The organism is Pseudomonas sp. K2I15 (assembly GCF_002204795.1).
GTDB lineage: Bacteria > Pseudomonadota > Gammaproteobacteria > Pseudomonadales > Pseudomonadaceae > Aquipseudomonas.
Genome location: NZ_NIXO01000043.1, coordinates 37749 through 54435 on the forward strand (window position 1 = coordinate 37749; position 16687 = coordinate 54435).

The following is a 16687-nucleotide window of genomic DNA, read 5'->3' on the forward strand; positions in this document are numbered from 1 at the left end:
CTGCGTTTTCAGCCCTCGCGCAACACCGTCAACGGGCTGGCATTCAGCGCACGGCGAGTGCCGAACACGCCGGCGCCGCCGATCAGCACGGCACCAATTACCGGCAGCAGCAACAGCCACGGATGCGGATGCCAAGTCAGGTCGAACGCATAGCGATATAGCACCAGCGTCACCAGTTCCGTACCCAGCGCCGCCAGCAAGCCACTGACCGCGCCCAGCAGCCCGAACTCGATACGGCGGGCTTTGACCAGCAACTTGCGCTCAGCACCCAGCGCCCGTAGCAGGGCACCTTGGCGAATGCGCTCGTCGAGGGTTGCCTGGAGTCCGGAGAACAACACCGCCATCCCCGCTGCCAGGACAAACAACAGCACGTACTCCACCGCCAGGGTGACCTGGGCCAAAATGCTGCGCAGTTGTTCAAGCAGCGCCTCCACTTGCAGGATGGTCACCGCCGGGAAGGCCCGCGACAGGTCGACGATCTGCTGGTCGTGGCCGGGCGCCAGGTAGAAGCTGGTCAGGTAGGTGGCCGGCAGGTCCTTCAAGGTGCCGGGCTGGAAGATCATGAAGAAGTTGGGCTGGAAGTTGTCCCAGTTGATTTCCCGCAGGCTGGTGACCCGTGCTTCACGGTTTTCCCCGCCGACGGTGAATACCAGATGATCGTTGAGCTTGAGTTTCAAGCTGTCAGCGACCTTGGCCTCTACCGAGACGCCTGGAATCTCGTCAGTCGGTTGCGCCGTCCACCAGGAGCCCGCTGTCAGCTTGTTACCCGGTGGCAGGTCGGCGGCCCAGGTCAGGCTCAAGTCGCGCTGTACCGCACGATCGCCGCTGGAGTCCTTGCTCACAATCTCCTGCACTGGGGCGCCATTGATGCTGATCAATCGTCCCGGCACTACCGGATACAGCGGCGCAGAATGCGCCTGCAATTCCAGCAGGCGTGCACCGAAGGTGTCTTTGTCGGCGGGGAGGATGTTCAAGGCGAAATAGTTGGGGGCGTCCTTGGGCAACTGATTTTGCCAGGTGTCCAGCAACTCGCCACGCAGCAGCGCGATCAGTCCCATGGACAACAGGATCAGTCCGAATGCCAGTGACTGGCCCGCTGCCGCCAATGGATGACGCAGCAACTGGCCCAGCCCCAGGCGCCAAGGCAGGGAGGCCCGGGCCAGCAGGCGTCGCAGGCTTTGCAACAGCAGCAGGAGCAGGCCGCCGAGAACCAGCGCGGCAATCACTCCGCCGCCCAGCAGGGCGAAGGTCAGCACCAGGTCGAGGCTCAAGCGCCACATGATCAGGCCCAGGGCGAACAGCGCGGCACCGTAGACCATCCAGGTGCTGGAGGGGATCGGCAGCAGGTCGCGGCGCAGTACCCGAAGCGGTGGTACGCGACCCAGCGCGGCCAGTGGTGGCAAGGCGAAACCGGCGAGGGCGACCAGCCCGGTGCCGATCCCGGCAATGGCCGGCAACAGCCCGCCGGGCGGAACGTCTGCCGGCAGCAGGTCATGCAACAGCGCAAACAACCCCAGTTGCGCCAGCCAGCCGAGCAGGGCGCCGGTCAGGCTGGCCAGCAGCCCCAGCACTGCCAATTGCAGGCTGTACAGCAGCATGGTCTCGCGCCGCGACAACCCGAGGCAGCGCAGCAACGCACTGGCATCAAAGCGTCGGCTGGCGAAGCGGTTCGCCGAGAGCGCCACCGCCACGCCGGAGAGCAACACCGCCACCAGGCTGGCCATGTTCAGGTAACGCTCGGCTTTGCCCAGGGCGCCGCCGATCTGCTGGTTGCCGTCGCGGGCATCCTGCAGCCGTTGGTTGGCGGCCAAGCCTGGCTTGACCAGGTCGCGATAGGTTTGCAGCACGGTGCCGCCTTGCGGCGCGCGCCAGAGGTCGCGATAACTCACGCGGCTGCCGGGCTGCACCACGCCGGTGGCATCCAGGTCGGCCAGGTTGATCATCACCCTGGGCGTCAGGCTGTAGAAGTTGCCAGCGCGGTCCGGCTCGTAGGTCAGTACGCGGGCCAGGCGCAGGGTCTTCATGCCGACGTCGATGCTGTTGCCGATCTTCAGGCCCAGCGCCGTCAACAGCCGTGCTTCCACCCAGGCTTCACCGGGTTTGGGGCCACCGCCGGCGGTTTCTTCGCCGAAGGGTTCGGCGGCGCTCTTCAGCTCGCCGCGCAACGGGTACTCGTCGTTGACCGCCTTGATGCTGGAGAGCTGGATGCCATTGTCGGTGGCAATCACGCTGGAGAACTCCACGACCCTGGCGTGCTGCAAGCCCAGCTCGGTGCCACTCTGGATTTGCTCGGTGCGGGCGGGTGAACTGCCTTCCAGCACCAGGTCGGCCGCCAGGAACTCCGTGGCGCGCAACATCATGGCGCCGTTCAGGCGTGCACCGAAGTAACCGATGGCAGTGCTGGCGGCGACGGCCACCAGCAGGGCGAAGAACAGCACGCGCAACTCGCCTGCACGGGCATCGCGCAGCAGCTGGCGAAGGGCAAGGCTGAACAGGCGCAACAAGGGCAAACGTGCCATCAAGGCTCCAGGGGCGCGACCATCAGGCCGGCTTCAAGACGGATCAGGCGGCGGCAACGGTGGGCCAGGCGCTCGTCATGGGTCACCAGCACCAGGGTCGTGCCGCTCTCTTTGTTGAGTTCGAACAGCAGGTCGCTGATGCGCTCGCCGGTGTGGCTGTCGAGGTTGCCGGTGGGTTCATCGGCAAACAGCACATCCGGTTCGGCGGCAAACGCCCGGGCAATCGCCACCCGTTGTTGCTCGCCGCCCGAGAGTTGGCGCGGCGAATGGGTGAGGCGCTGGCCCAGGCCAACGCGCTCCAGCAGGTGTTTGGCACGCTCGCGGGCGTCCTTGCGGCCGTCCAGTTCCAGCGGCAGCATCACGTTTTCCAGGGCATTGAGGCTGTCGAGCAACTGGAAGGACTGGAACACAAAACCCACGTGCTCGGCGCGGATGCGCGCGCGTTGATCTTCGTCAAGGGTACTCAGGGCTTGCCCGGCGAGGGTGACTTCGCCGCTGCTCGGCAGGTCGAGGCCGGCCAGCAGGCCCAGGAGGGTGGATTTGCCGGAACCGGAAGCGCCGACGATAGCCAGGCTATCGCCCTTGTTCAGTTCCAGGCTCAGTTCGTGCAGGATAGTCAGTTCACCTTCCGCGCTGGGAACCACTTTGCTAAGGTTTCGCGCGGTGAGAATGCTTGCGCCCATGGAGAATCCAATGCGAATGTGGTTTTTGAGTGCTGGCCTGGCCTTGATGTGCATGGCCCAGAACGCAGCGGCGGGTACAGTCCTGATCGTTGGCGATAGTATCAGTGCCGGTTTCGGACTGGATACCAGCAAAGGGTGGGTAGCGTTGTTGGGACAACGGCTCAAGAGCGAAGGTTTCGACGATAAAGTGGTCAACGCCTCCATCAGTGGCGACACCAGTGCCGGAGGCCTGGCGCGGCTGCCGGCGGCGCTTGCAGAGCATAAGCCGGACCTGGTGATCATTGAGCTGGGCGGCAATGATGGCTTGCGTGGGCAGCCGCCTGCGCAATTGAAACAAAATCTTGCATCGATGATCGACCAGTCCAAGGCCGGCGGTGCCAAGGTACTGCTGTTGGGCATGCAGTTGCCGCCTAATTACGGCCCGAAATACACCACGGCGTTTGCCGAGGTATACGGCGCCCTGGCCCAGGAAAAAAGCGTCCCGCTGGTGCCGTTTTTCCTGGAAGGAATCGGCGGCCATCCGGAGCTGATGCAGGCTGACCAATTGCACCCGGCGGTTGGCGCGCAGGGCAAGTTGCTGGAAAATGTCTGGCCAACGCTAAAACCACTGCTATGACGCTTTTCTAGCAGCGGTCTTTCGGCTAAGGTGGCGCCCCCCCGATCTGGAGCCCCCGATGTCGCGTCCTGCCTGGTCCCTGTTTGCCTACCAACTGATCGAGCCTGACGAACAGCTGGATCTGTTCGCCTGCCAGGAAGTCCGGGTGCATCTGGTGACGCGTCAATTGGAGTTGGGCGGGTCCATCGACCGCACCCTCTGCGGTACTTTATTGCCTGCCCAGCCGCGCTGGTCTTCGGTGGATCGCTCGATCTTCCAGGATCAGCGTTTGTGCCCCTTGTGCCGGGCGATCCTGGAGTCGCAAAAACGCGGCACACCGCCGATCTGGCCAGAGCTGCGCTTCGAACTTTGAATAGGGGTGCCCGCGGGCAGCCGTGTACAATCCATTTTTTACTACCCGTCGATCTGCGAAGGAATTCCCGGATGTTGTCGCGCCTCTCCGTCGTCACCTGCTGCCTGTCTCTTGCTGCTCTCTGCGCGGCCGGTTCCGCTGCAGCCTTGCAGTTGCCTTTGCCGCCACCGGGTGAAGATATCGTTGGCCAGGTCCAGGTGATCAAGGCCAAGTACGAAGATACCTTCGCTGACCTTGGCACCACCTACGACCTGGGTTATTCGGAGATGGTCGCGGCCAACCCGGGCGTCGATGCGTGGTTGCCGGGAGCGGGTACCGAGATTGTGCTGCCGACACGTTTCATCCTGCCGCCCGGCCCGCGTGAAGGCATTGTGATCAACCTGGCGGAGTACCGGCTCTACTACTACCCCAAGGGCCAGAACGTGGTGTACACGTTCCCGTTGGGGATTGGCCGTGAAGGCTGGGGCTCGCCGGTGGCCCACACCACCATCACGGGCAAGATCCCGAACCCGACCTGGACCCCGCCAGCCTCGATCAAGGCCGAACACGCCGCCAACGGTGACCCGTTGCCCAACGTGGTGCCGGCTGGCCCGGACAACCCGCTGGGGCCGTTCAAATTCACCCTGGGCACGCCTGGTTACCTGATCCACGGCTCCAACATGAAGTTCGGCATTGGTACCCGTACCAGCCACGGTTGCTTCCGCATGTTCAACAACAACGTGCTGGAAATGGCCGATATGGTGCCGGTGGGCACGTCGGTGCGGATCATCAGCGACGCGTACAAGTTTGGCGCTGCCGGTGGCAAGGTGTATCTGGAAGCCCATACGCCGTTGAACGACGATGGCACCCCGTCGGTGGTCGACAAGCACACCGCAGTGATCAACGCGTTGCTCAAGCGCGAAGACCTGTCCAGTAACCTGCGGGTCAACTGGGACCAGGTGCGTGACGTGGTTGCCGCTGAAGACGGTATACCCACGGAAATCGGTGTGCCGGGCGGGGCGCCGATGGTGTCGAGTACGCCGGTCGATCTGCAGCAATAAACCTGCACGCCCCATAACCCGTTATCGCCTTGCGCGGTGGCGGGTTTTTTATTGCCCGGCCATTAGTCAAATCACAGGCAAAAAAAAGCCGATCCAAGAATGGATCGGCTTGATAACAACCCCGAAGGATTATTACTTGCGGCTTGCTTTTTCAAGCATGCGCAGAGCGCGTTCGTTAGCTTCATCAGCAGTCTGTTGTGCTTTTTGAGCAGCAGCCAGAGCTTCATCAGCTTTACGATAGGCTTCGTCTGCACGAGCCTGGGAGCGAGCTGCTGCGTCTTCAGTTGCAGTCAGACGAGCTTCGGTTTCTTTGGAGACGCTGCTGCAACCGGTAGCCAGAACTGCGGCCAGAGCCAGAGCAGAGAATTTCAGAACGTTGTTCATCGTGTTCCCCTTCAAGGACTTTCTATTAAATGGCTACTTTCTCAGAGTGAGCTAATAGCCGGCGTACATACTACCCATTACTTGTAGTAAGTAAACTGACGTAGCGCAAGAAGCAAAAAAAATTCTCGCGGCCAATCTATTTTGGCTAATCTTTTGAGAGTCTGTATAAAAATCGTCCAGATTTTTGCACTCTGCCGGGGATTGGATCCAGCCTGAAAGGGCCGGCTGGCATGTGTTAAGCCATCTAAATATAAGTCAATTTATATATCGCCCCTGACACTATTGTTCAGATTGTCTTTTCGCCGCCCGGTATCTTTTGTGCATGTAGAGGTGACTTTAAGAGCGCGTGTTCGTCTCAAGCTTCAACTGCCGGCAATGTTCAGGCCATCGACCTAAGGATGCTCGATCGGCCCTTTCTATGTCCGCCAGTGCAACGGAAGACGAGTGCGCCTTGAGCAATTACGCGATTGGTGCCTACTATTTCCCTGTGCTGGTTGTGAGTGCTAGTGCGAGGCACTGGCCGCTTTTCTCGTTGTCGAAACCGGCACCGGGTGGCGTAGATGTTCCTTCGCCGGAAAAACATCGGTAAGGTAGGGGTCATAAACCAAGACCCGCGAGGAGTAGTGATGAGCGAGGCGTTGTCCATCCACCATGACCAGGCTGGTCATCAGTTCGAGACCAATGTGGACGGTCATCGTGCCTATCTGACCTATATGGACCTTGGGAAGCAGACCCTGGATATCTATCGCACCTTCGTGCCCAACGCGCTGCGAGGCCGTGGTATTGCTGCCGCGCTCACCGAGGAAGCGTTGAAGTTCGCCGAAGAGGCAGGTTATACGGTGATCCCGTCCTGCTCCTACGTGGAGCGCTACATGGAGCGCCATCAGCGCCATGCCGCAAAGCTCTGAATCTTGGAGTAAGGCGGGACGCAGAGCATCCAAGGATGCATTCCCACGCAGAGCGGGGGAACGATAAAAAAACGCCGGGGCTAGCCCGGCGTTTTTGTGTCCGCAGTCTGTGCTCAGCCGCGTTGGCGCTTGGGCAAGACGTCCTTGAGCTTGGCATGCATGCTGCGCAAGGTGGTCTCGGTAGCAGACCAGTCGATGCAGGCATCGGTGATCGACACGCCGTATTGCAGGTCGGCCAGGTCCTTCGGAATCGCCTGGCAGCCCCAGTTCAGGTGGCTCTCGACCATCAGGCCGATGATCGACTGGTTGCCTTCCAGAATCTGGTTGGCCACGTTTTCCATCACCAGCGGTTGCAGGGCCGGGTCCTTGTTGGAGTTGGCGTGGCTGCAATCGACCATGATGTTCGGCTTGATCTTCGCCTTGTTCAGCGCCTGTTCGCACAGGGCGACGCTAACCGAATCATAGTTGGGCTTGCCGTTGCCGCCACGCAGCACCACGTGACCGTAGGCGTTGCCTTTGGTGGTGACGATGGACACGCCACCTTCCTGGTTGATGCCCAGGAAGCGGTGAGGGCTGGAGACCGACTGCAAGGCGTTGATCGCCACGGTCAGGCCGCCATCGGTGCCGTTCTTGAAGCCGACTGCCGAGGACAGGCCGGAAGCCATTTCCCGGTGAGTCTGGGATTCGGTGGTACGCGCACCAATCGCCGACCAGCTGATCAGGTCTTGCAGGTACTGCGGGGAAATCGGGTCCAGGGCTTCGGTTGCCGTCGGCAGGCCCATTTCCGCGAGGTCCAGCAGCAATTGACGACCGATGTGCAGGCCATCCTGGATCTTGAACGAGTCGTCCAGGTACGGGTCGTTGATCAAACCTTTCCAGCCGACAGTGGTACGCGGTTTCTCGAAATAGACGCGCATCACCAGGTACAAGGTGTCGGACACTTCTGCCGCCAGCACCTTCAGGCGCTCGGCGTACTCGTGGGCAGCCTTGAGGTCATGGATCGAGCACGGCCCGATGACCACGAACAGGCGGTGGTCGGTGCCGTCGAGAATCTCACGGATGACTTCGCGGCCCTTGGTGACGGTCTGCAGGGCAGCGTCGCTCAGGGGGATTTCGCGCTTGAGCTGATCGGGCGTGATCAGGGTCTCGTTGGATTCGACGTTAAGGTCGTTGATCGGTAAATCAGCCATCGTGTTACTCGTCAGGGTCACGGGTGCCGGCCGCCAGCGATCCCCGTGCGGCGGAGCACAGCATGATTTAAATGCAGCGGGGAGCCGAACCTTAGCGCGTTACAAGGCTGGGAGACAATGGGCAAAGGCCGCTTTAATCCAGCGCTGGCTGCACAAAAGCCTCATGGGAGAACTCACCGGCATGGCGCGTGACCCATTCCAGGGCCAGGGCTTCGTTCTGCCTGGGTGTCGGCTGGGTGCCTTCATGGAGGCGGCAGTAGCGTTCGATCTGGCACACTTGCTCGCCCATCCTTGCACCGAACAAGGCCTGCTCATCGGTGAAGGCAATGCCCACGCGGTAGCCGTTTCCAGCTTTGCGGCACCACGCCACATAGCCCGGATAGCGAGCCGTCAGGCCCAGTGACGGGATGTGCATCTCGATGGCCGTGCCCTGGCGCCAGGCGCGCGGGTAATTGCATGCAACGCCGCCCAGGCCGATAGTGTGCAGCCGTTGGCGGGAAATGCCGGAAATGGGACGTTGGGTTAATTCGACAGCGACATCATCAGGGTGAGGAAAAAAACGACCCATGCACACGGACTCCGAGCACCGTCCAGTTGACGGCGGTGGCAGCAGTATAGTGAAAGAACTGCAACTTACCGATCTGGATATCGACCAGCAATTATTGGGGCTTTGCGGCACCTCGCTGGTGGTTTTTACCGGGGACGGATGCTCGCGCTGCCGCTTCCTGCACCAGCAACTGCCGGGTTGGGACGTGCCGGTGGACCGGGTCTGTTGGGTGGATGCGGGCCACAATGGCGGTGCGGTGGAACGCTACGAGATCTTCCATCTGCCGGCGTTGTTTGTGGTGTGCGACGGGAAATTCCATGGAATATTAGCGTCACTGACGCGTCTGACCGCCAGCGACCTGACTCGGGGTGTGCAGCAGGCGCTCAAACGAATACCAGAGGAGTTGCCATGATCGAAGTAACAAAGCAGTCGCCACGGATCGGGATTATCGGCACCGGGGCCATTGGTGGCTACTACGGTCTGATGCTCGCGCGTGCCGGCTTCGATGTGCATTTCCTGCTGCGCAGCGAGTACGCGGCGGTCAGTGAGCGCGGCCTGCAACTCAACAGCACGATCCACGGAACCTTGCACCTGCACCCGGTGCAGGCCTATGCCCGCGCCGCCGACATGCCGCCGTGCGACTGGCTGCTGGTGGGCACCAAGTCGACGGATAATGTCGAGCTGGCCCCGACCATCGGCCAGGTCGCCGCTCCGGACGCCAAGGTGGTATTGCTGCAAAACGGCCTGGACGTTGAAGACAGCCTGCGTGAACACCTGCCGCCGTCGCTGCACCTGCTGGGCGGCCTGTGCTACATCGGTGTGCACCGTTCCGGCCCCGGGATTATCGAGCATCAGGCGCTGGGGCGGGTCAACCTGGGTTATCACAGTGGCCCTGCGGCCAACGATGACGCTCACCAGCGGGCGATTGTCGAGGAAGGCGCCGCGCTGTTTCACCAGGCCGGCATCGATTCCCAGGCCATGGCCAATGTGCATCAGGCACGCTGGCATAAACTGGTGTGGAATGTGCCGTACAACGGTCTTTCCGTGTTGTTCGGCACGGGTACCACGGCGATGATGGCGGACGAGTCGAGCCGCGAACTGATCCAGGCGCTGATGGCCGAAGTGGTGCAGGGCGCCCACGCGTGCGGCCATGAGATTCCCGCCAGTTACGCCGAGCAGATGTTCACCATGACCGAGAGCATGGATGACTACCTGCCCAGCATGTATCACGATTACATACACAAGCGCCCGCTGGAGCTGGCGGCGATTTACGCGCGCCCCTTGGCGGCGGCCAAGGCAGCCGGTTGTGAATTGCCAAGAATGCAGGCGCTGTACCAGGCCTTGAGTTTTATGGATCGGCATAACCGCTGATTGGGGGGAACACCATGGCAAAGGGATTGGGCGACAAACTGGTGCTGGCGATTTCCTCGCGGGCGCTGTTCGACCTGAGCGAAAGTCACAAGGTCTACCTGGCCCAAGGTGTGGAGGCGTATCGCAAGTACCAGATCGACCACGAGGAAGAAACCCTCGAGCCCGGTGACGCCTTCCCGCTGGTGAAGAAACTCCTGAGCCTCAACGCCAGCCTCGGCCGTGCCCGGGTCGAGGTGGTGCTGGTGTCGCGCAACAGTGCCGACACCGGCTTGCGCGTGTTCAATTCGATCCAGCATTACGGCCTGGACATCTCCCGCGCCGCGTTCGTCGGCGGGCGCAGCCCTTATCCTTATCTGGCAGCGTTTGGCTGCCACCTGTTTCTGTCCACCCATGCCGAGGATGTGCGCAGCGCCCTGGATGCCGGGTTTGCCGCAGCGACGATTCTGTCGGGTGGCGCGCGTCGGGCCTCCAGCGCCGAATTGCGGATCGCCTTCGACGGCGACGCGGTGCTGTTTTCTGATGAGTCCGAGCGCATTTATCAGTCGGGAGGTCTTGAAGCCTTCCAGGCCAGCGAGCGGGAGTCTGCACGCGAGCCGTTGCGCGGTGGTCCGTTCAAGGGCTTTCTGGCGGCGCTCAATCTGTTGCAACGTGAGTTCCCCGACGAGTCTTGCCCGATCCGTACCGCGTTGGTGACCGCCCGCTCGGCGCCGTCCCACGAGCGGGTGATTCGTACGTTGCGTGAGTGGGATATCCGTCTTGACGAGTCGCTGTTCCTCGGTGGCCTGGAAAAGTCGGCGTTCCTTGAAGCCTTTGCCGCCGATGTGTTTTTCGATGACCAGGAAGGGCATTGCGAGAAGGCCAGGGAGTTCGTGGCCACCGGGCACGTACCCCACGGCATCAGTAACGAGTTGAAAATTCAGACCGAGGGCTGAGCACTGCCAAACGCGCTGCTAAGCTGAATCAATCTCCGCCATCCTGGCTGTCCAGGAGGTTCTATGATTCGTTCGATGCTGTACGCCACTGACCTGGGTCTATACGCGCCTTATGTGATGCAACATGCCCTGGCGCTGGCGCGAACGTTCAAGGCTGATCTGTATGTGATTCACGTGGTCGAGCCCATCGGGCTGTTCGCCGAATCGGTATTGCAGAGCTACCTTGATGAGAAGGCCTTGAGTGAATGGCAAAGCCAGGGCCTGACGACGGTGATGGCAACCATCGAGCAACGGGTGCTCGACAGTTTTCGCGAGGAGCTGGGGGAAGGGGAGCAGGACCTCAAGTTGATCCGTTCGGTGCGGGTGATCCAGGGCGACCCCTGTGAAGTGATTCTCGACCAGTCGCAGAAACTCTCTGTGGATTTGTTGATCGTAGGTAGTCACAGCCAGGCGGTCGGAGTGGCGACGCCCCTGGGGAGAACCGCCGCACGGGTGCTGCAGCTGTCTCAGGTACCGGTGTACCTGGTGCCGCTGTTGCAACGTCGCCGCAGTGATGATGTGTGATTGGTAGAAAACGATAAAAAGTTCTAGATTTCTATGTCTAACCTTTAATATAGTTATATACCGTCGCTGATACCCGTGGCGTCTATCCGCTTTGAGGGACACATATGAAGCTTCAACAACTGCGCTACATCTGGGAAGTGGCGCACCACGACCTCAACGTTTCCGCTACTGCTCAAAGCCTTTACACCTCGCAACCCGGTATCAGCAAGCAGATCCGCCTGCTCGAAGACGAGCTGGGCGTTGAAGTGTTCGCACGCAGCGGCAAGCACCTCACCCGCGTCACCCCAGCCGGTGAGCGTATCATCACCACCGCCGGCGAGATCCTGCGCAAGGTCGAAAGCATCAAGCAGATCGCCCAGGAATTCTCCAACGAGAAGAAAGGCACCCTGTCGATCGCCACCACCCACACCCAGGCACGTTATGCGCTGCCGCCGGTGATCAGCAGTTTCATCAAGCAGTACCCGGACGTGGCCCTGCACATGCACCAGGGTTCACCGATGCAGATCGCCGAGATGGCCGCAGACGGCACCGTCGATTTCGCGATTGCCACCGAAGCCCTGGAATTGTTCGGCGACCTGGTGATGATGCCGTGCTACCGCTGGAACCGTTGCGTCGTGGTCCCGCAGGGTCACCCATTGGCCAAGCTGCCGAAGCTGACGCTGGAAGCCCTGGCTGAATACCCGATCGTGACTTACGTGTTCGGTTTCACCGGCCGTTCGAAACTCGATGAAGCCTTCAGCCATCGTGGCCTGACGCCGAAAGTGGTGTTCACCGCCGCCGACGCCGACGTGATCAAAACCTACGTGCGCCTGGGCCTGGGCGTCGGCATCGTCGCCAAGATGGCGGTCGACACCAAGCTCGACAGCGACCTGGTGGTGCTCGATGCCAGCGAGCTGTTCGAATCCAGTGTGACCAAGATCGGTTTCCGTCGTGGCACTTTCCTGCGCGGCTTCATGTGCGACTTCATCGAGAAGTTCGCGCCGCACCTGACGCGCGAAGTGATGGCAAAAGCCATTCAGTGCCACAACAAGCAGGAACTGGAAGAGCTGTTCGACGGTGTTGAACTACCGGTTCACTGATCGGCTTACTTCACCTCGGTAACAGCAAACTGTTGCCGAGCGCCTCCCACCAGAATCTCCACCTCATCCCCTTCGAACTTGCCCAGCAGGCTTTTGCCCAGGGGCGAGCGTGGGGTGATGACGGTCACCGGTTGCCCCGCCACATCGACCTTCAAACCTGCACCGTCCGGCGCCAGGAATAGCCACTGCTGGCGATCGTTTTCATCCACCAGCCCCAGCAATGCACCCACCTCGATACCGCGCTGATCGTCGTAGGCACGCAGCTGCATGTTCTGGCAGAGCGTCAGCGCCTGCTTGATTTCCTCGACGCGCCGGGCCTGGCCGGCTGCCAGGTAGGATGCCTCCAGCCCCAAGGTGTCGTACTTGTTCTCGGCGATGTTTTCTTCGTGGGTCGCGGTTTCGTAGGCGGTTTGCGCAGCGCGCTGGGCGATATCGAGATCGACCGCGAGCTTGTCCAGGACCAATTGGTGAACGGCGTGCTTATTCATGGGCGGCTTTTGTGATCAATTGCAAAATTGCAGGACATTCGCCCGGCTCTTGTCGTTGGGGGCGTTCTGGTCCTGTTGCAGCCAGAACTGGCATTTGGGGTTGGACAGGTTGCGCGGGTTGTTGCGGGCCTGGTCCAGGGTCTGCTGTTGCTCCTGCTTGCGCAGGTTCTCCTGGTACTGCTCGAACATGCGGTTCGGCGGCTCCGGTGCAACCTCCGCCGGTTTGCCCAACTGCTGCACTACCCGGGCCACAGGCGCCAAGGTTTGCTCAGGCAAGTAGCGGGACGCCAGCCACAGGCTCAGCACAATGGCGATAAACCCCAGCCACAGGCCAAAGGCCACGGCGATACTGAGTTTGAACAGCGAGAACGAACGATCAGACATGGTGGCCTCCTGGCAGGCACGTGCGGCATGGCGCCGATTGTCCCACAGCCGTGTGCAGAATAATCGCGATCAACCCTTCTGTATCGGGGCATTTATACGGACAATCGAGCCTTTGAGCGTTGGAGCCCGGAATGAAAGCCCGCTGGGATATTTTTTGCAGTGTCGTCGATAACTACGGCGACATCGGCGTGACCTGGCGCCTGGCCCGGCAATTGGTGGCGGAACACGGTTGCGCGGTGCGTTTGTGGGTCGATGACCTGCGGGCGTTCGAACGCATGTGCCCCGAAATTGATGTGCAGGTGCACCAGCAGTGGCAGGAGGGCGTTGACGTGCGCTACTGGCCTGCCGACTGGCCGCAGACCGACGCGGCAGACGTGGTGATCGCTGCGTTCGCCTGCCAATTGCCGCCTGACTATATGGAAGCGATGGCCGCACGCGAACGCACGCCGCTGTGGATGAACCTGGACTACCTGAGCGCCGAAGACTGGGTCGTCGGCTGCCACGGTTTGCCCTCGGTGAAGTTCAAGGGCGTACAAAAGTACTTCTTCTTTCCCGGGTTCCGTCCCGGTACCGGCGGCTTGCTGCGCGAAGCGGGGCTGCTGGAACAGCGCGATGCCTTCCAGCAAAACGTCGCCGCGCGGCAGCAATTTTTGCAAGCCCTTGGGGTTTTTCCGGCAGTTGGCGCGCGAATGATGTCGTTGTTTGCCTATGAAAACGCCGGGCTGGCCAGTTGGCTCGACGTGCTGGCAGCCGATGGCCGCGCCACCCATCTGCTGGTGCCGGAAGGGCGGATTCTCGGTGACGTGCAGCGCTGGCTGGGTGTCGAGTCGTTGAGCGTGGGCGATGTACACCGGCGTGATGCCTTGACCGTGCAAGTGCTGCCGTTCGTGCGCCAGGAGCAATACGACCGGCTGTTGTGGTGCTGCGACTTCAACGCCGTGCGCGGCGAAGACTCGTTTGTTCGGGCGCAATGGGCTGGGCGTCCGCTGCTGTGGCACATCTATCGCCAGGACGAAGACATCCACCTGGACAAGCTCGATGCCTTTCTGGAGTTGTATACCGAAGGCCTGTCACCCGCTGCAAAAACGGCGTTGGTCAGCCTTTGGCAAGCCTGGAACGCTGATGGCGATATGGCACAAAGTTGGAAAATGCTCCTTGAACACTGGCCGGAAGTGACGGTGAACGCTGAAAAATGGGCTCTGGAACAAGGCTCGCGGACCGATCTTGCGACGGCGCTGGTACAGTTTTATGTAAATTGGATATGATACGCGACCTTGATTTTTGTAAATCCCATCCAAATTTCGGATATTCGCAATGAAAACTGGTAAAGAACTGAAACCCGGTACAGTGATCCGTCTCGAAAACGACCCTTGGCTGGTTCAGAAAGCTGAGTTCACCAAGTCTGGTCGTAACAGCGCAATCATGAAGACCAAGCTGAAGAACCTGCTGACCGGTTACAAGACCGAGATCGTCTACAGCGCCGACGACAAACTGGACGACGTGATCCTCGACCGCAAAGAAGCGACCCTGTCCTTCATCAGCGGCGACACCTACACGTTCATGGACACCTCCGACTACACCATGTACGAGCTGAACGCTGAAGACATCGAAGCCGTTCTGCCGTTCATCGAAGAAGGCATGGAAGACGTCTGCGAAGCTATTTTCTTCGAAGAGCGTCTGGTTTCCGTAGAGCTGCCGACCACCATCGTGCGTCAGGTTGACTACACCGAAGGTTCCGCTCGCGGCGACACTTCGGGCAAGGTCATGAAGCCTGCCAAATTGAAAAACGGTACCGAACTGGCCGTTGCAGATTTCATCGAAATCGGCGACATGATCGAGATCGACACCCGTGAAGGTGGTTCGTACAAAGGTCGCGCCAAGAAGTAATTCTTGGGTTACCGGTACGACAGAAAAAGCCCGACCATGCGTCGGGCTTTTTTGTGGGCGCAGGTTTTTACTTCAAGTGTTGCTTCAGTTCTTCAGATGCTTGCAACAGCGCCGAGCGAACTTCCGGCACCTGGCTGACGACGTTCAGCAAACCGTAGTCATGGATCATGCCGTTGTAGCGCACGGCGGTCACCGGTACACCGGCTTCATCCAGCTTGCGGGCATAGGCTTCGCCTTCGTCACGCAGCACATCGGAGCCGGCGGTCTGAATCAACGCAGGTGGCAAACCCTTGAGCTGCGCGGTGGTGGCTCGCAGCGGCGAGGCATAGACCTCGGCGCGCTGGTTGGCGTCGGTGGTGTAGTTGTCCCAGAACCACTTCATCATGTTTCGAGTAAGAAAGTGGCCTTCGGCAAACTGGTTGTAGGACCCGGTGTCGAAGTTGGCGTCGGTCACCGGCCACAAAAGCAGCTGGAACTTGATCTTTGGGGTGCCCTTGTCCTTGGCCATCAAGCTGACCACGGCCGCCATATTGCCGCCGACGCTGTTGCCAGCCACGGCCAGGCGTTTGCCATCAACGTTGATCTCGTTGCCGTGTTCGGCCACCCATTGGGTCGCGCCGTAGGCCTGGTTGATCGCCACCGGGTAGTGCGCTTCAGGTGATGGCGTGTAATTGACGAACACCGCCGCCGCTCCCGAACCTACCACCAGGTCACGCACCAGCCGCTCGTGGGTCGGGAAATCTCCGAGTACCCAGCCACCGCCGTGGAAGAACATGAACACCGGCAACGTGCCCTTGACCCCGGCCGGACGCACGATGGTCAGGCTCAATGGCTGGCCGTCGACCTGAATGGTCTTCTGGCTGACGTCGGCCTTGGGCAGCGTCAACTTCACTCCCGACTGGGCACCTGTCAGCACTGCACGCGCTTCCTTGGGCGTCAGTTGCTCCATCGGTTTGCCAGTGCCGGCGTTCAATACATCCAGGAACGCCTGGGTGTTGTGTTCCACGTCACCGCCGGCCGCAAAGGCGTTGGTAATGGACAGGGCGAGCAGGGTGCCGGTGAGTGCTTTGCCAAATGTGTTCATGTTCTTCTCCAAAAAACCGCGTGGGTTAGACGGTTACGTGCAGGCGTACATCGACGTTGCCACGGGTGGCGTTGGAGTACGGGCAGACCTGGTGGGCCGCGTCGACCAGGCTTTGTGCATCGTCCTGGGCCAGGCCGGGCAGGCTGATGTGCAGGTCGATGTCCAGGCCGAAACCGCCGGGGATCTGACCGATGCCGACATGGGCAGTGATCGACGCGTCATCCGGGATTTTGCGTTTGGTCTGGCTGGCGACGAACTTCAGGGCGCCGATAAAGCAGGCCGAATAACCGGCTGCGAACAGTTGCTCGGGGTTGGTGGCCTGGCCACCCGCGCCGCCCAGCTCTTTTGGCGTGGAGAGTTTTACATCGAGGATGTTGTCGCTGGAAACAGCTCGGCCATCACGGCCGCCGGTGGCGGTGGCTACTGCGGTGTAGAGAGTTTGCATGGTGATTTCCTCGTCAGTATTTGCGCTAAATGTTTGCGCGCTAAGTAAGTGGCGAGATAAATGTATCGCGCTAATAGTTAGCGCGCAATATAATTTTGAAAAATATTTTGTCCGCGTCGATTTCGGGGCGCCGCAAAGCAAATGTGGGAGCGGGCTTGCTCGCGAATGCAGTGGATCAGTCAATGCCTCTGGCGACTGTCACACCGCATTCGCG

General features: G+C 60.5%; 20 protein-coding genes. 11 read left to right on the forward strand and 9 right to left on the reverse strand.

Annotated elements, in window-relative coordinates; translation table 11 throughout:
• Positions 1–8: 8 nt before the first annotated feature.
• Both CEC48_RS22340 and CEC48_RS22345 read right to left on the reverse strand, forming a co-directional pair.
• Positions 9–2519 (reverse strand): ABC transporter permease, encoded by a 2511-nt coding sequence (locus tag CEC48_RS22340; RefSeq protein ID WP_088425727.1) that lies wholly within the window; start codon positions 2517–2519, stop codon positions 9–11.
• The gene (locus tag CEC48_RS22345) at positions 2519–3202 is read right to left on the reverse strand and encodes an ABC transporter ATP-binding protein (protein ID WP_003218726.1); all 684 of its coding nucleotides are present in this window, start codon (positions 3200–3202) and stop codon (positions 2519–2521) included. Before CEC48_RS22345 ends, CEC48_RS22340 begins: the two co-directional genes overlap by 1 nt.
• 10 nt (positions 3203–3212) lie before the next feature.
• Here CEC48_RS22345 and CEC48_RS22350 point away from each other — a divergent pair, with 10 nt between their 5' ends.
• The 3 genes from CEC48_RS22350 to CEC48_RS22360 all read left to right on the forward strand — a co-directional run bounded on the left by CEC48_RS22350 (position 3213) and on the right by CEC48_RS22360 (position 5210).
• Complete coding sequence (locus CEC48_RS22350) at positions 3213–3818, forward strand: arylesterase (protein ID WP_176438765.1); 606 nt, start codon at positions 3213–3215, stop codon at positions 3816–3818.
• Between the two features lie 58 nt (positions 3819–3876).
• Positions 3877–4170: a hypothetical protein gene (locus CEC48_RS22355; protein WP_003218723.1), complete on the forward strand. Its 294-nt coding sequence runs from the start codon at positions 3877–3879 to the stop codon at positions 4168–4170.
• Positions 4171–4241: 71 nt separating this feature from the next.
• On the forward strand, positions 4242–5210 hold the full coding sequence (locus CEC48_RS22360; protein WP_088425729.1) for a L,D-transpeptidase family protein: 969 nt from the start codon (positions 4242–4244) through the stop codon (positions 5208–5210).
• Positions 5211–5342: 132 nt separating this feature from the next.
• Here the strand turns inward: CEC48_RS22360 and oprI are convergent, their stop codons facing one another.
• A complete protein-coding gene (oprI, locus tag CEC48_RS22365) occupies positions 5343–5594 on the reverse strand; it encodes an outer membrane lipoprotei OprI (RefSeq protein ID WP_003172710.1) in 252 nt (83 codons plus the stop codon).
• A gap of 626 nt (positions 5595–6220) precedes the next feature.
• On the opposite strand from oprI, the gene CEC48_RS22370 reads away from it, so the two are divergent.
• Positions 6221–6502, forward strand: a complete 282-nt coding sequence (locus tag CEC48_RS22370; RefSeq protein WP_003189869.1) for a GNAT family N-acetyltransferase — start codon at positions 6221–6223, stop codon at positions 6500–6502.
• A gap of 113 nt (positions 6503–6615) precedes the next feature.
• Here the strand turns inward: CEC48_RS22370 and CEC48_RS22375 are convergent, their stop codons facing one another.
• A complete protein-coding gene (locus CEC48_RS22375) occupies positions 6616–7692 on the reverse strand; it encodes a 3-deoxy-7-phosphoheptulonate synthase (protein ID WP_003218719.1) in 1077 nt (358 codons plus the stop codon).
• A gap of 133 nt (positions 7693–7825) precedes the next feature.
• On the reverse strand, positions 7826–8260 hold the full coding sequence (locus tag CEC48_RS22380) for a PilZ domain-containing protein (protein ID WP_088425730.1): 435 nt from the start codon (positions 8258–8260) through the stop codon (positions 7826–7828).
• On the opposite strand from CEC48_RS22380, the gene CEC48_RS22385 reads away from it, so the two are divergent.
• The 5 genes from CEC48_RS22385 (at position 8259) to cysB (ending at position 12185) form a co-directional block, all read left to right on the forward strand.
• Positions 8259–8651 (forward strand): thioredoxin, encoded by a 393-nt coding sequence (locus tag CEC48_RS22385; protein ID WP_088425731.1) that lies wholly within the window; start codon positions 8259–8261, stop codon positions 8649–8651. The two genes, CEC48_RS22380 and CEC48_RS22385, sit on opposite strands and share 2 nt — an antisense overlap.
• On the forward strand, positions 8648–9610 hold the full coding sequence (locus tag CEC48_RS22390) for a putative 2-dehydropantoate 2-reductase (protein WP_088425732.1): 963 nt from the start codon (positions 8648–8650) through the stop codon (positions 9608–9610). The genes CEC48_RS22385 and CEC48_RS22390 overlap by 4 nt, the downstream gene beginning before the upstream one ends.
• Before the next feature lie 14 nt (positions 9611–9624).
• Complete coding sequence (locus tag CEC48_RS22395; RefSeq protein WP_088425733.1) at positions 9625–10542, forward strand: 5'-nucleotidase; 918 nt, start codon at positions 9625–9627, stop codon at positions 10540–10542.
• A 63-nt stretch (positions 10543–10605) separates the two neighbouring features.
• A complete protein-coding gene (locus CEC48_RS22400) occupies positions 10606–11106 on the forward strand; it encodes a universal stress protein (RefSeq protein ID WP_017477371.1) in 501 nt (166 codons plus the stop codon).
• Positions 11107–11210: 104 nt separating this feature from the next.
• Entirely contained in the window at positions 11211–12185 is a 975-nt protein-coding gene (gene cysB / locus CEC48_RS22405) for an HTH-type transcriptional regulator CysB (protein WP_010176165.1), read from the forward strand.
• A 5-nt stretch (positions 12186–12190) separates the two neighbouring features.
• Here cysB and CEC48_RS22410 read toward each other — a convergent pair whose 3' ends face one another.
• Both CEC48_RS22410 and CEC48_RS22415 read right to left on the reverse strand, forming a co-directional pair.
• A complete protein-coding gene (locus tag CEC48_RS22410) occupies positions 12191–12673 on the reverse strand; it encodes a GreA/GreB family elongation factor (protein ID WP_088425734.1) in 483 nt (160 codons plus the stop codon).
• A 15-nt stretch (positions 12674–12688) separates the two neighbouring features.
• Complete coding sequence (locus tag CEC48_RS22415; protein ID WP_088425735.1) at positions 12689–13057, reverse strand: hypothetical protein; 369 nt, start codon at positions 13055–13057, stop codon at positions 12689–12691.
• A gap of 131 nt (positions 13058–13188) precedes the next feature.
• Here CEC48_RS22415 and earP point away from each other — a divergent pair, with 131 nt between their 5' ends.
• Both earP and CEC48_RS22425 read left to right on the forward strand, forming a co-directional pair.
• The gene (gene earP / locus CEC48_RS22420) at positions 13189–14322 is read left to right on the forward strand and encodes an elongation factor P maturation arginine rhamnosyltransferase EarP (RefSeq protein ID WP_088425736.1); all 1134 of its coding nucleotides are present in this window, start codon (positions 13189–13191) and stop codon (positions 14320–14322) included.
• A gap of 49 nt (positions 14323–14371) precedes the next feature.
• Complete coding sequence (locus tag CEC48_RS22425; RefSeq protein ID WP_088425737.1) at positions 14372–14944, forward strand: elongation factor P; 573 nt, start codon at positions 14372–14374, stop codon at positions 14942–14944.
• Positions 14945–15011: 67 nt separating this feature from the next.
• On the opposite strand, the gene CEC48_RS22430 is transcribed toward CEC48_RS22425, so the two are convergent.
• Together CEC48_RS22430 and CEC48_RS22435 are read right to left on the reverse strand one after the other, a co-directional pair.
• A complete protein-coding gene (locus CEC48_RS22430) occupies positions 15012–16028 on the reverse strand; it encodes an alpha/beta hydrolase (RefSeq protein WP_088425738.1) in 1017 nt (338 codons plus the stop codon).
• 25 nt (positions 16029–16053) lie between these two features.
• A complete protein-coding gene (locus tag CEC48_RS22435; RefSeq protein WP_010176159.1) occupies positions 16054–16473 on the reverse strand; it encodes an organic hydroperoxide resistance protein in 420 nt (139 codons plus the stop codon).
• Between the last annotated feature and the right edge of the window lie 214 nt (positions 16474–16687).

Coding starts and splice junctions, on each gene's coding strand:
- CEC48_RS22340 (WP_088425727.1), bottom strand. CDS start 2,519: ATGGCACGTTTGCCCTTGTTGCGCCTGTTCAGCCTTGCCCTTCGCCAG.
- CEC48_RS22345 (WP_003218726.1), bottom strand. CDS start 3,202: ATGGGCGCAAGCATTCTCACCGCGCGAAACCTTAGCAAAGTGGTTCCC.
- CEC48_RS22350 (WP_176438765.1), top strand. CDS start 3,213: ATGCGAATGTGGTTTTTGAGTGCTGGCCTGGCCTTGATGTGCATGGCC.
- CEC48_RS22355 (WP_003218723.1), top strand. CDS start 3,877: ATGTCGCGTCCTGCCTGGTCCCTGTTTGCCTACCAACTGATCGAGCCT.
- CEC48_RS22360 (WP_088425729.1), top strand. CDS start 4,242: ATGTTGTCGCGCCTCTCCGTCGTCACCTGCTGCCTGTCTCTTGCTGCT.
- oprI (WP_003172710.1), bottom strand. CDS start 5,594: ATGAACAACGTTCTGAAATTCTCTGCTCTGGCTCTGGCCGCAGTTCTG.
- CEC48_RS22370 (WP_003189869.1), top strand. CDS start 6,221: ATGAGCGAGGCGTTGTCCATCCACCATGACCAGGCTGGTCATCAGTTC.
- CEC48_RS22375 (WP_003218719.1), bottom strand. CDS start 7,692: ATGGCTGATTTACCGATCAACGACCTTAACGTCGAATCCAACGAGACC.
- CEC48_RS22385 (WP_088425731.1), top strand. CDS start 8,259: ATGCACACGGACTCCGAGCACCGTCCAGTTGACGGCGGTGGCAGCAGT.
- CEC48_RS22380 (WP_088425730.1), bottom strand. CDS start 8,260: ATGGGTCGTTTTTTTCCTCACCCTGATGATGTCGCTGTCGAATTAACC.
- CEC48_RS22390 (WP_088425732.1), top strand. CDS start 8,648: ATGATCGAAGTAACAAAGCAGTCGCCACGGATCGGGATTATCGGCACC.
- CEC48_RS22395 (WP_088425733.1), top strand. CDS start 9,625: ATGGCAAAGGGATTGGGCGACAAACTGGTGCTGGCGATTTCCTCGCGG.
- CEC48_RS22400 (WP_017477371.1), top strand. CDS start 10,606: ATGATTCGTTCGATGCTGTACGCCACTGACCTGGGTCTATACGCGCCT.
- cysB (WP_010176165.1), top strand. CDS start 11,211: ATGAAGCTTCAACAACTGCGCTACATCTGGGAAGTGGCGCACCACGAC.
- CEC48_RS22410 (WP_088425734.1), bottom strand. CDS start 12,673: ATGAATAAGCACGCCGTTCACCAATTGGTCCTGGACAAGCTCGCGGTC.
- CEC48_RS22415 (WP_088425735.1), bottom strand. CDS start 13,057: ATGTCTGATCGTTCGTTCTCGCTGTTCAAACTCAGTATCGCCGTGGCC.
- earP (WP_088425736.1), top strand. CDS start 13,189: ATGAAAGCCCGCTGGGATATTTTTTGCAGTGTCGTCGATAACTACGGC.
- CEC48_RS22425 (WP_088425737.1), top strand. CDS start 14,372: ATGAAAACTGGTAAAGAACTGAAACCCGGTACAGTGATCCGTCTCGAA.
- CEC48_RS22430 (WP_088425738.1), bottom strand. CDS start 16,028: ATGAACACATTTGGCAAAGCACTCACCGGCACCCTGCTCGCCCTGTCC.
- CEC48_RS22435 (WP_010176159.1), bottom strand. CDS start 16,473: ATGCAAACTCTCTACACCGCAGTAGCCACCGCCACCGGCGGCCGTGAT.